The organism is Pseudomonas pisciculturae, from assembly GCF_015461805.1.
GTDB classification, from domain to species: Bacteria; Pseudomonadota; Gammaproteobacteria; order Pseudomonadales; family Pseudomonadaceae; genus Aquipseudomonas; species Aquipseudomonas pisciculturae.
In genome coordinates this window covers 222,191-236,375 of sequence record NZ_JACVZE010000009.1, presented here as the reverse complement: position 1 = coordinate 236,375, position 14,185 = coordinate 222,191, and the positions used below count along the sequence as shown (strand labels likewise).

The 14,185-nt window shown below is 56.6% G+C and carries 8 protein-coding genes, 1 other RNA gene and 1 pseudogene; 6 read left to right on the top strand and 4 right to left on the bottom strand.

Features of this window, described 5'->3' with window-relative positions:
- The first annotated feature begins 65 nt into the window (after positions 1 to 65).
- The 4 genes and pseudogenes from ICY20_RS23520 to ICY20_RS28180 all read left to right on the top strand — a co-directional run.
- Positions 66 to 2,876, top strand: coding sequence for an FAD-binding and (Fe-S)-binding domain-containing protein (locus tag ICY20_RS23520; protein ID WP_194938711.1), 2,811 nt, complete (start codon positions 66 to 68; stop codon positions 2,874 to 2,876).
- Positions 2,877 to 3,012: 136 nt separating this feature from the next.
- The gene (locus ICY20_RS23515) at positions 3,013 to 3,291 is read left to right on the top strand and encodes a hypothetical protein (RefSeq protein WP_159956111.1); all 279 of its coding nucleotides are present in this window, start codon (positions 3,013 to 3,015) and stop codon (positions 3,289 to 3,291) included.
- Positions 3,292 to 3,394: 103 nt separating this feature from the next.
- Positions 3,395 to 3,791, top strand: a transfer-messenger RNA (tmRNA) gene (gene ssrA, locus ICY20_RS23510).
- Between the two features lie 199 nt (positions 3,792 to 3,990).
- A pseudogene (locus tag ICY20_RS28180) lies at positions 3,991 to 4,243 on the top strand (integrase arm-type DNA-binding domain-containing protein); the annotation flags it as partial.
- Between the two features lie 74 nt (positions 4,244 to 4,317).
- Here ICY20_RS28180 and ICY20_RS23505 read toward each other — a convergent pair.
- Genes ICY20_RS23505 through ICY20_RS23490 form a run of 4 tightly spaced genes read right to left on the bottom strand, consistent with a single transcriptional unit; the run spans position 4,318 to position 11,261 of the window.
- Entirely contained in the window at positions 4,318 to 5,271 is a 954-nt protein-coding gene (locus tag ICY20_RS23505; protein WP_194938710.1) for a PD-(D/E)XK motif protein, read from the bottom strand.
- Positions 5,264 to 7,582, bottom strand: a complete 2,319-nt coding sequence (locus ICY20_RS23500) for a Z1 domain-containing protein (protein ID WP_194938709.1) — start codon at positions 7,580 to 7,582, stop codon at positions 5,264 to 5,266. The genes ICY20_RS23505 and ICY20_RS23500 overlap by 8 nt, the downstream gene beginning before the upstream one ends.
- Entirely contained in the window at positions 7,582 to 9,600 is a 2,019-nt protein-coding gene (locus ICY20_RS23495) for an ATP-binding protein (protein ID WP_324187961.1), read from the bottom strand. The genes ICY20_RS23500 and ICY20_RS23495 overlap by 1 nt, the downstream gene beginning before the upstream one ends.
- Positions 9,597 to 11,261, bottom strand: a complete 1,665-nt coding sequence (locus ICY20_RS23490; RefSeq protein WP_194938708.1) for a DNA cytosine methyltransferase — start codon at positions 11,259 to 11,261, stop codon at positions 9,597 to 9,599. Before ICY20_RS23490 ends, ICY20_RS23495 begins: the two co-directional genes overlap by 4 nt.
- Before the next feature lie 438 nt (positions 11,262 to 11,699).
- Between ICY20_RS23490 and ICY20_RS23485 the strand changes: the two genes are divergently transcribed.
- Both ICY20_RS23485 and ICY20_RS23480 read left to right on the top strand, forming a co-directional pair.
- Positions 11,700 to 12,179 (top strand): very short patch repair endonuclease, encoded by a 480-nt coding sequence (locus tag ICY20_RS23485; protein ID WP_194938707.1) that lies wholly within the window; start codon positions 11,700 to 11,702, stop codon positions 12,177 to 12,179.
- Positions 12,180 to 12,507: 328 nt separating this feature from the next.
- Positions 12,508 to 13,749 (top strand): hypothetical protein, encoded by a 1,242-nt coding sequence (locus tag ICY20_RS23480; RefSeq protein ID WP_194938706.1) that lies wholly within the window; start codon positions 12,508 to 12,510, stop codon positions 13,747 to 13,749.
- The last annotated feature ends 436 nt before the right edge of the window (positions 13,750 to 14,185 follow it).

The following is a 14,185-nucleotide window of genomic DNA, read 5'->3' as shown; positions in this document are numbered from 1 at the left end:
GTAAGTAATAGAGTAAGAATCGACGCCGGACACCCATTCCGGCGTCAGCTATTTCTGGAGGACCGATGAGCCTGCCTGCTGCTTTTATAAGCGACGTCGCACAACTGATCCCGAAAGATCGGCGTTTCGACGACCCCCTTTCCACCCTCGCATTCGGCACTGACGCCAGCTTTTACCGACTGATCCCACAACTGGTGATCCGCGTGGAGTCCGAAGACGAAGTCGTTGCCTTGCTGCAATTGGCTCAACGCGACCATGTCCCGGTGACCTTCCGCGCAGCCGGCACCAGCCTTTCCGGGCAAGCCATCAGCGACTCGGTGTTGATCGTGCTGGGGGACAATTGGAACGGCCGCGACATTCGCGGGCAAGGCACGCAGATTCGCCTGCAACCCGGCGTCATCGGCGCACAGGCCAACGCCTGGCTGGCGCCGTTCGGGCGCAAGATCGGGCCTGACCCCGCGTCGATCAACGCCTGCAAGATCGGTGGCATCGTCGCCAACAATGCCAGCGGCATGTGCTGTGGTACGGCACAAAACACTTATCACACGCTGGCGGGCATCCGCCTGGTACTGGCCGACGGCAGCTGCGTGGACACAGAAGATGCGGCCAGCGTCGCCGCCTTCCGACAACAGCACAGCGCGCTGCTTGAGCGCCTGGCAACCTTAGGGCGTGAAACGCGGGCCAATGCTGAATTGGCTGCGAAAATCCGCCACAAATACCGTCTGAAAAATACCACCGGCCTGTCACTCAATGCTCTGGTGGATTTCGATGAGCCGCTGGATATCCTCAGCCATTTGCTGGTGGGCTCCGAGGGGACACTGGGTTTTATCAGCGCAGTCACTTACAACACGGTTATCGATCACCCGAACAAAGCGTCGGCACTGATTGTGTTCCCGAATGTAGAAACCTGCTGCAATGCTGTCACCGTGCTGAAAACCCAGCCTGTTTCCGCCGTTGAATTGCTGGACCGCCGCAGCATGCGCTCGGTACAAGACAAACCGGGCATGCCAGCTTTCGTACAGCACCTATCGGAAAATGCCTGCGCGCTGCTGATCGAGTCGCGCGCCGCGACGCCATCGTTGCTGCACGAACAGATGGCGCTGATCATGGCGTCCTTGGCCCGTTTCCCCGTAGAGAAACAGGTCGATTTCACCGAAGACCCCGTCGAAAACGCCCGTCTGTGGGCAATTCGGAAAGACACATTCCCCGCCGTCGGTGCCGTGCGTAAAACCGGCACCACGGTGATCATCGAGGACGTAACCTTCCCGGTCGAACAGTTGGCCATCGGCGTCAATCGCCTGATCGCATTGTTCGACAAACATCACTACGACGAAGCGATCCTTTTCGGACACGCCCTGGAAGGCAATCTGCACTTCGTGTTCACCCAAGGCTTCAACAGCGCGCAAGAAGTCACACGCTACCAGGCATTCATGGACGACGTGGCGCAACTGGTGGCAGTGGAATTTGGCGGCTCACTGAAAGCCGAACACGGTACGGGCCGCAACATGGCACCCTTCGTTGAGCTGGAATGGGGCAGCGACGCCTATCAGCTCATGTGGCAACTCAAGCGCCTGCTCGACCCCAACGGCATTCTTAACCCGGACGTGGTGCTCAGCGAAGACCCGCAGATTCACCTTAAGCACCTCAAGCCCCTTCCAGCCGCCGATGAGCTGGTGGATAAATGCATTGAATGCGGCTTCTGTGAACCGGTGTGCCCATCAAAAGGCCTGACCCTCAGCCCGCGCCAACGCATCGTGATCTGGCGCGATATCCAGGCAAAAAAGCGTGCGGGCATCGACACCACCGAGCTGGAAGCGGCCTACCACTACCAAGGCATCGACACCTGCGCCGCCACGGGCTTATGTGCCCAACGCTGCCCTGTAGGAATCAATACCGGCGACCTGGTAAAAAAACTGCGCAGCCGCGACGCCGACCGTACGAAAACCGCCGAATGGCTCGCCAACCACTTCGCCACGGCACTGCAAGGCGCACGCTTTACGCTACATGTTGCCAACGGTGCACGCATGCTGCTGGGTGCCCCACGCCTGGCAAAGCTTTCAGCCACAGTCACCCGACTGTCCAAGGGGCAAATCCCGCAGTGGACCAACGCCATGCCCCAGCCGGAGAAAGCGATTCGCTTCAGCCCGGCCGTGACCGATGAACGGCCACGCGTGGTTTACCTCGCGGCCTGCGTCTCACGCGCCATGGGCCCGGCGGCCGGTGATAAAGAGCAAATGTCCCTGTACGAAAAAACCCGCGGCCTGCTGGAAAAAGCCGGTTACCAAGTGGTATCGCCAGATAACCAGGACAACCTATGTTGCGGCCAGCCATTCGCCTCCAAGGGCTATGCCGAGCAAGCCGAACACAAACGCCAGGAACTGCTCGGTGCCCTGCTGCACGCCAGTCGTGGCGGGCTCGACCCGATCTATTGCGACACCAGCCCCTGCACCCTGCGCCTGGTTCAAGACCTGGGCAAAACGCGCCTGGATCTCTACGACCCCGTACGATTTATCCGCACACACTTGATGGACCGCCTCGACTTCACCCCTCAGGAAGCCCCCATCGCCGTACACGTCACCTGCAGCACCCAACACCTGGGCGAAAGCCAAGCCCTCATCGACCTGGCCCGACGCTGCTCAAAAAATGTGGTGATCCCCGAAGGCATTCATTGCTGCGGTTTTGCCGGCGACAAAGGCTTCACCACGCCCGAACTCAACGCCCACTCCCTGCGCTCTCTGAAGGATGCGGTGCAATATTGCAGCGAAGGTATCTCCACCAGCCGCACCTGCGAGATCGGCCTGAGCCAGCACGGGGGCATTGATTATCACGGGCTGGTCTACCTCGTGGACCGCGTAACCCAAGCCCGCGCGCATTAATCCTGCAAAAAAACAGAACCCCTGCGCGCTGGCGCAGTCATCTGCATAGGCCTCGACGAACGAGGCCCATCAGTGATGTCGCTGGCAGCCCTTGAACGCCAGCAGCGTCGAGCCCTTTTGCGCAAGGAGATACCCTATGAAGCGTTCCGCTCTTGCTGGCTTGTTCATTACCGCTGCGATGTTGGCCTCTCCTGCCTTTGCGGCAGGTGACAAAGACCTGTGCGAAATCAACCTCACTAAAATCAACAATGCCAAAACGCCGCTCCCCACCGACAGTACCGGCAAAAGTGGCGAAATAGACACCGCCGTCTCCTCCGCCATGGCAGCCCACGCCGCGGGTGACGACAAGAAGTGCATCGAGATCACGTCCAAGGCCCTGCAAGACCTGCAAAACCTTAACAAAGGCGAAAAATAGCCAGCCGGCCGCTGGAGACCAACCTTCGGGTTGGCCTTCCGCGACGGTTTGGCGTACACTGCACAGGCTTGTCACTCACTAAGAAACAACGAGTTACAAGCACGGGGCCGTTTAGGATTCGACGCCGGTCGCGAAACTTTAGGTGCATGCCGAGTTGGTAACAGAACTCGTAAATCCACTGTTGCAACTTCTTATAGTTGCCAATGACGAAAACTACGGCCAGGAATTCGCTCTCGCTGCGTAAGCAGCCTTAGCCCTGAGCTTCTGGTACCTTCGGGTCCAGCAATCACCAGGGGATGTCTGTAAACCCAAAGTGATTGTCATATAGAACAGAATCGCCGTGCAGTACGTTGTGGACGAAGCGGCTAAAACTTACACAACTCGCCCAAAGCACCCTGCCCTTCGGGTCGCTGAGGGTTAACTTAATAGAAACGGCTACGCATGTAGTACCGACAGCGGAGTACTGGCGGACGGGGGTTCAAATCCCCCCGGCTCCACCAAATCAACAAAAAAAGACGTCCACGGACGTCTTTTTTTGTGCCTGAAATTTAGTAAGTATAAGACTTTCAGAGCTATTGGAGTTTCGAAGCCGTTTGGTATTCCCAATGGGGTCATAAAGTACTTCTCAAGTGCGCTCAAACCACCCGCCTCTCCGACCGCCACCTCAGGGAGGTCAGCCCAAAAGACAAGGATTATGTTCTGACCGATGGCAACGGGCTCCAGCTGCGAGTCAGGGTCAATTGATCGAGGCTGTGGAGTTTCAACTACCGGCATCCAATAACCAAGAACCGAATCAATATGGCACTGGGCGCCTATCCCGAGGTATCTCTTGCCTAGGCCAGAAAAAAAACCGTTGAAACCAGAGAACTGCTTGCACAGGTCATCGACCCCAAAGCTCAACGCAATGATGTACAAGAAGCTAAAGGGGCGGAAAACGGAACATACGTTCGAGAGGCAGCCTGGAAACGGTCAACCTTTTTAGCCAGCGGCTAAACGAGATCATGACATCCGGCATGGGGTGACGCGCTAGGCGGTTAATAGAACTTCCTTAACCTCCGATACATCGAGTGACGGCAGGCTGCCGACATTGATGCTGTACTTAATGCCTGTCACACCGAGTGGCGGCACGTAGTCATCGGGGAGCCTGGGGAAGTTACCTGCAACTTCGAAGACATGGACATCGCGGAATGTGAACCGGAGGAGTGCGCCTGTCTGCCGTAGGCCCTCGTGCCAACCGAGTTGTTCTAGGCGTGAATCGAAAACATCTAGCGCACGCCCATCGGATACCAGTTTCTCTCGAATTTCATCGACGCGGTCTGCCAGCGTTTCGTCGCCGCCGAGGCTGCGCTCAAGCATAACGCTGACAAACAGGAGGCGCTTGGTGGCGGGTGCCTTCAGCTGATCAAAACGGGATATCTCGTGCTTCGGTTCCGATCGCGTGGTGGTCTTCACTTCGACGTGGACGCCCTGTCCGACGAAATCATGACGTTCGCTTTCAGGGCCGCTCCAAAGGTGGCTGACGCGCGGGCCGATGGTCGGGAACAGCACATTGGACAGCACCCAGAGTTCGCCGAAAAGACCGATCTGCTCTACCGCGCTCAGGTCAGGTGCGAGCGGGCGCAATGCCGCACGCATATCGTCGATGATGCGTTCAACCGAGACAACAGGATCGCGGCCTTCAATGCGGATAGCGTGGAGGACCTTGTTGGCTACCAGAGTGAGCAGTTCTTCGTGGTGGCTGCGTGCGGAAACGTCGAGCCAAGTCTGTCCGCCTTCCAGGATCCGGACCTGAAGGCTCTGCAGGTCCGGCGGCAGGTTTTGCGGGACAACATCAATGGCCAGCAGCAGGTGCAGGCGTCCGTCATCTGACACTCCGATCAGCGCTGCTTCCAGGTCTTCGGTCGCCTGTTCGTAGATGTCCTCGTGCGAAAGTCGCTGCTCGCGCAGACTTGCCCAGCGGTCCTGCGTGATCTCAACCATTGCGTACCCCACGGTTCACGACAAGCCGTTGTTCGCCGTCCGCAGTGCGAGGCAGAGAAAGCGCGAGGCCCAGCACTGCCTGTGTTGGCGCGCGGAGCGGTTCGGGATCCAGGGGGTAGAGCAGGAGCAAGCCCTGCTGTGCGGGTCGCTCCTCGCGCATTGCCCGTGCATTGAAGCCTGAGCCAGCACGGTAGTTCCCCGGCCCGCCATGCAGGTCGACACCTTCATGGCGTGGATCGATCAAGATGCCAATCGACTCGTTGGCCTGCAAAGAACGTCGAACAAGGCCGAAAGGCCTTCCACCCAGGAGTACCTGTCGTTCCCGCTCCGGGTTGGCTACGAACACGGTCCAGTTCGTCAGCTCTCCCGCTTCAGTTCGCTCCAGGATCCAGTCGGCAATCTCTGCGCCCAGAAATGCAATGCTGTTCGGGTGCCCTTCATAACGCCTCAGGAACAGTGCGATGTCCTCAGCCGGCACATCGTGTGCTATGGCGCCGCCGTGTGCATCCTGTGTCGGGGGGTGCTGTCGCAGTAGGGCGGACGCCAAGTCCAAATTCCGTTCCAGCAGTTCCCGGTCCTGCATGGGAAACAGAATCGTCTGCGGGTTTTCGCCAGACCATGACCGTGCATCATCCGTCTGCATCCTGCTCTTGTTCTTGCTGGTAAGCAGGAGCTTTGAATGGGAGCGCATCCGGATGGCCATCTGGTCAGGCCTGCGGCCGGCCTTGTTCAGTGCCGTGATGGAGTCACGCAGGGATTCTTCGACCAGCGCCAGCTCCACAAACCACTGAGCGATGCCTTCGGTTGTCCAGATGCGGATCAGGTCTTCATAGCCTGTCCTGAAACCATACCAGCGGGCCATCTGCAGCAGAGCGTCTGCCAGCGTTGTAGTGCGCAGGAAGTATGCGATCGTTAGTCCCTCAAGCGTCAATCCGCGCGACAGCCGATTGCCACCCACTGCAACGAGCTGCCGTCCAGGCTTGGCGTCGTATTCCAGCTCATCGCCCGTCGTGCTATTGAGCACAACGACGACTAGGCGGGCTAGGTTCGTCACTGCCTCTTCCAGTAGAACCTCTTCACTGCAAGGCAGATCTACCGGCCCCAGCCCTGCGAGCGTTGACCGGAACATCTGTTTGAGCACGCCGGGTTCGGCGTTCTCATGATGGAACCAATTGCGGATCTGCTCCTCGATCGCCCCTCCAATACGCAACTGGTCCTGCTGGAGATGGGATACGTGCACCAGCATCGTGTTCGGCTTACCGATCTGGCCGCGCTGCAGTCTGATGGCGCCGGCAAGTGCAAAGGTCAGGAGGGCATCGGCGAGCGACGGGGGAAGATCCAGCGGTCCCCGGGCAACGATCGCCTCGCTCCTCTTGCGCTGCTTCGGCTTCAGAGCCTTCACATCCGCCGCGTCTACAGGACGCAGTACATCGCGGCCCTGCGAGCTGACGCCGAAAAGCTCTTCCGTTCCCGTGTAGCCGTCCGGCCGCGGAAGCTGCACAACGAAGTCCTTGGGGAATAGGTCTTCGCCGACCTGGCTGTCGGTGGCGTCTGGGTCGATAAGGATGTTGGCGAATGGCGTAGCCGTGTAGGCGATGTATGTGGCACGCGGAATTTTTTTGAGAATGTCGCGAATCAGGGCGTTGGTCAGTGACGGGGCCGTGTCGTCATCCGATTCGGTGTCGGTGTCGATACTGGGGTCGCGCCGATTTCCGCGTGTATTGATGGAGGCCTGATCGGCTTCGTCATCGATGAGAAGAACCGGTACATCAGCAAGCCGGCCTTCGAGCTTGCCGAACCACTGGTTGAGCCGTTTCAGGATCGGCGTGATCTTCTTCGCGACGATCAGAACGGTACCGGTCGATGCGAATCCGTCGGCCACCTCCGGCTCACGAAAGTCTGAAGCCTCGTCGGTCAGCGTGATCCAGTCAACGCCAGTCCCGACCAGCTCCAGATCCAAGCGCTTCTGTGTCTGGTTCCGCAGTGAATCGTGAATACCTGAAAGAACGATGATCAGGCGATAGCCGACATCTGCTGCGCGCGCTGCAACAGCCGTGAAGTTGGCGGTCTTGCCTGACTGAACGTAGCCGACGACCAGACCGCGGCACTGGAATTCCGGGCGACCTACCGGCGTGGTCTTCGAGATAATCCGCAGTGACTCTTCCGCGATCGACGCAATTTGATGCGGCTTCCATTTTGGCTGGGCCCGCAGATAGGCTTCATGCCGGGACCAGTTTGTCCAGGCGGTTGCATCGGCCCACAGGGTCAGCCTGGGCTTTAGTGTAAGGGGAAGCGGAAGCCGGGCCAGCATCAGGCCTTGTCCGTCAGCTGGTCTAGGACACCGGCCGTCTCCAGTGCGCGAAGGAATTCAGACAGAGCCGTCTTGGCCTCGGCATCCTTGTCGATGAGTTGCACGAGCGTCATCAGCGTCGGCATCAGCGGTGTGACCTCGACTTCCTCTCCCTTGAACCCGGTCTTGCGTTGCCATGGCTTGTCGCCGCTGCTGACAAGGCGGATTGAAGTTCTGTCCTTCTTTGCCGTAGGAGCCGGGGCAGGTGCCTCTACAGAAGAGCCTCCCGCGGCTGTCGTTGGAGGCAAGAAGCCGCCTGGCGCTGGCGTGCCGGCCGGCGACGCAGTCTTGCTGCCTCCTTTCAGAGTCGGCGCAGGTTTTTCCTTCTTGTTGTATCGGAGGCGGGCTGCTGCGCGAGGGCTCTTGATCAGGTCTCCGAGGGGCTTGGTGATCGCAAAAGGCAGGCGAATGAGCTGCTTGCTGATATCTACCTGCAGCTGCTCATCTGCCAGCCTGTCGAAGTCGACTGCGACACGAATCAGCTTGGTGTGCTCATCCTTGGCGAAGAGATCTTCCCAGCCGCCCCATTTGATGAGGCGGTCAAGTCGATAGAAGTAAAGGCCCTGAGCATCGTTTGCGCGGCCATTCAGGGTGTGACGGTCGCGTTCGACGCGTTGTTCCAACGGCGGCAGATCCTTGATGTATTCGTCGAATTCTGCCTCGTTAGGCGTGACGTACGCACGAACATAGAGGACAGGAATCTTGTCTGGAGAGGCGCTGGGAAGCTCGATGCGATGCTGGTCGTACTCTCTCGTCAGCGGGTGCCCCATGGGGTTATTGGCACACAGAACCTCATCATTCAGCCGTATGACGACCTTCTCGCGTCCGCGCGCCTTGCCTTCAAGGTAACGATGGAAGACCAGTTCGAGGTGCGACTTGATGGCAGCGAGTTCCTGCGCGTAGGGAGAATCTGCCCTGCCTCTCGCAGGCTCCATCGAGGGGCGCATCTGCGTGAGCAGCACGGCAGTGCCCGAGTCGCCGATGTCCACTGCCGAGGCATGCTCGGGAGCTACCGGGTCACTCAGAAGCGCCCAGCGGCGCGTCTTGGCAAGGTGTTCCTTGTCCCAGGTGAGTGTCGAGCTCTCGTTTCCGGCAGCTTTCGATACGACCGTCAGTCGATCGGCTTGGGACCAGGCCGCACCCTTCAGCCCATAGCCGAACTTGCCCAGATCGCCGTCATCGTATTCACGCTGGTGCCCGATCTTCATGGCATCGCGCAGCCCCGATGGAGTCATGCCCGTGCCGTCGTCGCGAATGCACATCCACCGGCCGCCCGCATTGGGGTTCGGGAAGGTGATGTCGATCTCCCGAGCGCCATGCGACAGGCTGTTATCCACTAGGTCGGCCACGGCGCTGGGCAGGCTGTGCCCGGCACGAGCCAGGATCTTGAAGAGACCGAGCGGGTCCGGTGCGGCGTCATCGTCGTCGCGGTTGTTGTCGTTTTCTTTTTGTGACGTCACGGACACGGTTTCTGCCTCCTGGAATACCTGCGGGAAGTGATCCGAGAGCACTGCTTGGCAGTGCTGGCCTTCATCACCGTACAACGCGATCATTGCGGATTTGCCGAGACGGGTGCTCTCTCCATGGCCGAGGATCGAAGAGCAGGCTGGGTGGTCTGCTGGGATGACAACCCAGGATGCATTGGCCGGGGTGGTCGAGGCGTCAACCACCATTGCGAACAGAACGCCTGGGTCGACGAAACTGTAGAAGCAGCTTTTCGGGCAATCGCCCTCGAATCTCCAATTTTTGTGCTGCCGCTTGAGCCATGAAGCAATCTCAACCACGGTAACTTCGTCTTCGAGACGCCGGCAGGTGATTGCGATGGTGTCAGGGGTCTCTGCTGAAGGAAAAACCCTGTTGACGACGTCCAAGTCGAAGTTGATGGAACGCTGCTTGGCGCGTTCCTTCCCCTGACGGCGGTACTCATGAAACATGCCGAGTTCGGAATGAGTCAGCAGTCGGAGAATGGTGAACTTCACTTACTGCCCTCAGTAGTCTTGATTTGTGATTGCTCCAAATCGAACAGTGCTACACGCATGTCCAGTGTCTCCGGCGCCCCCAAGCACTCCCGCATTCCACGAGCGATAGCATATGCAAAGAGCGGTGGCACGGCGTTGCCGATCTGCTTGAATGCCGGGTTCATCGTTCCTTTGAAAACGAAACCGTCAGGGAATGACTGGAGCCGCGCAGCCTCACGGACGGTGATGGTGCGTGCCTGTTTCGAGTCGAAGTGGATGTGGGAATAGGAGTCCTTGCCGAGGTGCGCCATCAGCGTACGTACCGGGGCATCGGGGCGGAGCTTCCACCACTTATTCGGAAACTTTCCCGGATCATACGGGATGCGCCAGGACTTAATGTATGTGCTGACGTCTGCGTTTCTCGGGTCGGTGGGCAAACCGAGTCTCCTGCGGTCGGCAAGCCAGTTCGCAATTTTCTGCTCTACATAGGCATGCACCTGCGGGTACTCCCAGCCAGGCTGAATCTCGGCGAAGATCTTGTAGTCGCGCGGCAGATACCGAAAAACATGGCCAGTCGTAGCCTTGGTCGTAAATCCTTGCCACTCCCGCATAAGGCGCGAATAGGCAGTCGACGGTTTTTTTGCTGTGTACTCGACAGGTTCTGACGGGTCTTTCGCCCCGCGACGAATGGCTCCCGAGCGAAGCATTTCTTCGGCGTACAGGTGCGGCAGATCCGCTAGCGCATCAGAGGCTGATGTGGCCGCGGGAGAGTCGGGAGCTGGATCGGGAATCCAGCGGTGGTGCGCTGAGCCTTCGGCTTTGATAACACGCCTCGCAGCATTCTTGGAGCTGGTGTAGCCGGATGGCAGAACCAAGTGGTGCGTTGGCACCGGAAATTTTGGCTTGATGCCGGTCGAACGATGGAAGCCTACCAAAATCATGCGTTCCCGTATCTGCGGAACGCCGTACCAGACGGAATTCAGCAGTGTGTAGGCTACGTCGTAGCCTTCTTCGGCAAGGCTTTTGGAAACAAGCTCGGCAACATTGGTGCCGCCATGGTTGAGGATGTCTGGTACGTTCTCCATCAGAAGCGCAACGGGCTTTGTCGCCCGGATGAATGCGACGTAGCGCTCCCACAGGCTGACTCGTCCATCCACCAGGAAGGCTTCGTCTGCGGTCACCTCTTCGCGCAGGCGGGCCTGCTCGCGGAGCTTAGCCCGGCCTACACGGGCGAACGCCTGACAGGGTGGCCCGCCGACGAGGACATCGATCTGATGGTCCGTGGCGCCCTGCAGTCCGAGATCGCCAAAGACGGTTTCTGCGGTTTCGGCTACCGCGTCGCGCGGGGCGTGATGCGCTTCCTTGTCACCCCCGACCGAGCGCGAGCCGAAGTTGGCTCCGTGCGACTTCGCAGCCCACGGGTCCATTTCGATCGATGCGACCGGTGTAAATCCGGCGGTCAGGAAGCCAAGAGATATGCCGCCACAGCCTGCGAACATGTCCATGTAGCGGATTTCGCCGCTTTCCTGAATATGCTGCAGCTTGCTACGGATCAGCTCGTCGTCTGGGGTAGAGGCGCGGGAATTCTTGCCAGTCGAGGTGGACAGGTCTGCATCCAGAGTAATGGGTTTTTCGTAGGTATTGCTGGGCTGCGATTTGTGCAGCTCGGTTTGGATGGACATCCGGTATCTCTCATAGGGAACATGCGCCAAGACCAGCTGCACGAAGCGCAGAAGGACGGCAGCTCAGGCCTGCTCATACCACACGGCGCAGCCCGACTTGACGAATTGTCAACCGGACGCCAAATGCTACATCGTGTCAGAGTGTAATGAAAATGCCGCGAGGTGTCGCCTTTGCAGGTTGCGTGAACCTTTATGAGTACATCAGTTTTGCCCGTATATTATCTGTTTTCCGTGTTCGCAAGTCGTGTGTCAAGCTCGATTGATTCAACGCGGATGGTGCCGAGACTAAATTGATCACGGAACACCCGTCCGACAGGATTAGGAGCTCGGCACCGACATCCGCGGATATTTGGTCCCGGAAAAGGCTCTGATGGATATCGTTTCTGCTGATACCAAGAAGGTATCCTGCGACAAGGGCAAGGTTACCTTGGGTTGTTCATGGACATAGTCAGCAGAGAAGTCAGGTCTCGAATGATGGCGGGCATCCGCTGCAGCGATACATTGCCAGAGATGAAGGTCAGGAAGCTGCTTCATCGGCACGGCTTCAGGTATCGCTTGCATCAGCGAAATCTTCCTGGCAAACCCGATATCGTACTCCCTCGTCACCGGGTCTGCATCTTCGTTCATGGTTGCTTGTGGCACAGGCATCCGGGCTGCAGATACGCCACGAACCCAAAGACCCATGAGGACTTTTGGCAGACGAAATTCGATCAGAACGTGAAGCGTGACATCAGGAACCGAGATGAACTGCTCAGGTCAGGCTGGCGAGTAATCGAGCTCTGGGAGTGCGGAATACGCGGACCGGAAACAGGGATGAACTGGCTTCTGGAAACGATCATGGACTACACCCAAAAATACGTCTCTTGGCCCAATTTCTCCGGCCTGCTAGTCCCGGGCGATCAGCTTACAGTAATCTGAGCCTGTCGGTTTTCAGCACTCGATCTCCAAACACTCCAACAAATAGTCTTCAAAGCAGTCTTTTCTCCTTGCGATAAGGGCGATGGTGTCCAAAATTTCGGCGCAGATCGATTCTTGGCCAACCAAGCTATCTCTTAGCTACCCAGCCATCTGAGTGCTCAAGAATTCGGGCGAATAGCCATCATGGCAGGCAACCTTTATGATGTCAGATTGGTTGCGCCACCTATCCAGGCCGAGTCGCCACCTCATTAAGATCGAGAAAAATCATAGGTGAACGGAAACACTCCAGTACGCCTTTACCCCCAACGAAATCCGAAGGATCTGATTTATGCGTCGCACTGGTACCCTAAACTTTTTTGAAATCGAGAAGTGCGGCCTGTACGGCTTTGTTTCGGACAACTGTTATGGGCTCGAAGCGGAGGTCGTACTTGAGGCCATCAAAAACTGGGTGAGCGGTCGATCTTTCAAAACCACAGTGCCGTGGGACGACTCTGCAAAATCGAAAAGCGTGAATTGCTACTGTCATGACGTCTATAAAGATGAGGCAACCGGAGACTTCCTGTTCGTTCTATGGAAATCTGATCCAGAAAACGACAAGTCCATGGTCGGAGTCAAATTAGACAGCAGTGGAAATTTGAGTAAGTTCCTCAAGCCAGAAACCGGTGCAGACCAAAAGGATGTCATTTGGGGGCACCCAAGCTATTATTGGTTCATACCAAGTAAAAAATACATGGTTTCTGTAAAATTTGAAAATTCGCGCTGCGACTCAGAAATGGTTCACGACTGGCTGAATGGCTGTGTAAACTTCAGAGTTAAGTTTCCCGGCATCAAGACCAAAGAGGAAGTCAAAGCGTCAGGTCAAGACAAAGCGTTTACCAGGGTATACTTCGATGTAAAAAGACAGGTGATAGAGGCCGCCGAAGGCACAGGGGCGAAACCTACCCAAGACACCTCACAGGATGCTGCTAACAAAACTACCACCAAGGCAGATGACGAGTTTAAATACAAGGTGACATTTAAATACAAAGCAGCACTAAAAATATTCTCCACCACCGACGCCAAAATTAACGAAATCGCACATACCACAAAATACGTACTAAATAGAAAACTCGTTCCTACTTATGCAAAAGATGAAGTTCTTGAGGGATGGGTTGGCGGTATGTCTCGTATCCCTGTGGTATCAAAATTATTCAGTCGCCCCAGACAAAAAATCAAAGAAAACTTAAAAGTAGAGCTTAAGATAGAGACATCACCGAGCAAGGCTGAAATTCTAGATATTATTGCTTCCAGTGGAGATATGGATGCAGACGGCTGGGAAAAAGTTGGATTCATGGATCAGAACTCACGTGTAACATGGGCACAAGAGTATCGCCTCACCGACTCAATTTCGATCGAGGACGGCGGCAGGGATGTTATTCCAGCGGCAACCTTGTTTGACTACTTAGCGCCTAAGCGAGCAGAATATATAGCAAGCATTGCCAAGCAAAAAGAACTTGAAGATGCAGCACAAGCGGCCCTGGTGGCTGAAGACCAAGCCTCAGCGGAGGTAAACAGTGCAGAAACGGCATGAGTGGTCACTCTATATAGCCATCCCTGTTCTTGTATTTTTTGGACTATTTTTCCTTGTAAAATGGTCTGCGATATCTGTTAGTTATGCCGATATAAAAGACTATGGTGGAGCACTGCTAAATGTGTCTGGATGCGTATTCACCATTATGGGGATATGGGTAGCATATTTATATCCGGACGCGTTAATCCGAATAACTTCCGACAACGTTTCCAGTGCGGACTTCAGCGAAGCACAGGAGAACTCCGCCAGACTAAAAACTATGGTAGGGAGCATAATAATTTCCGCCTTAGTCGCAATGGCAATCATCTATGTTCTTCTCGGAAAAACGCTTATATCCAGCACCGCCTTCTATCACACCCATCGTATGGATATAAAGTATTTTGCAATAACGATCATAATTTACGCAACTCTATTGCAAACCCTATCGGTCTTCTAC

Coding starts and splice junctions, on each gene's coding strand:
- ICY20_RS23520 (WP_194938711.1), top strand. CDS start 66: ATGAGCCTGCCTGCTGCTTTTATAAGCGACGTCGCACAACTGATCCCG.
- ICY20_RS23505 (WP_194938710.1), bottom strand. CDS start 5,271: ATGGTTGAGATCACGCAGGACCGCTGGGCAAGTCTGCGCGAGCAGCGA.
- ICY20_RS23490 (WP_194938708.1), bottom strand. CDS start 11,261: ATGTCCATCCAAACCGAGCTGCACAAATCGCAGCCCAGCAATACCTAC.
- ICY20_RS23500 (WP_194938709.1), bottom strand. CDS start 7,582: ATGCTGGCCCGGCTTCCGCTTCCCCTTACACTAAAGCCCAGGCTGACC.
- ICY20_RS23485 (WP_194938707.1), top strand. CDS start 11,700: ATGGACATAGTCAGCAGAGAAGTCAGGTCTCGAATGATGGCGGGCATC.
- ICY20_RS23480 (WP_194938706.1), top strand. CDS start 12,508: ATGCGTCGCACTGGTACCCTAAACTTTTTTGAAATCGAGAAGTGCGGC.
- ICY20_RS23515 (WP_159956111.1), top strand. CDS start 3,013: ATGAAGCGTTCCGCTCTTGCTGGCTTGTTCATTACCGCTGCGATGTTG.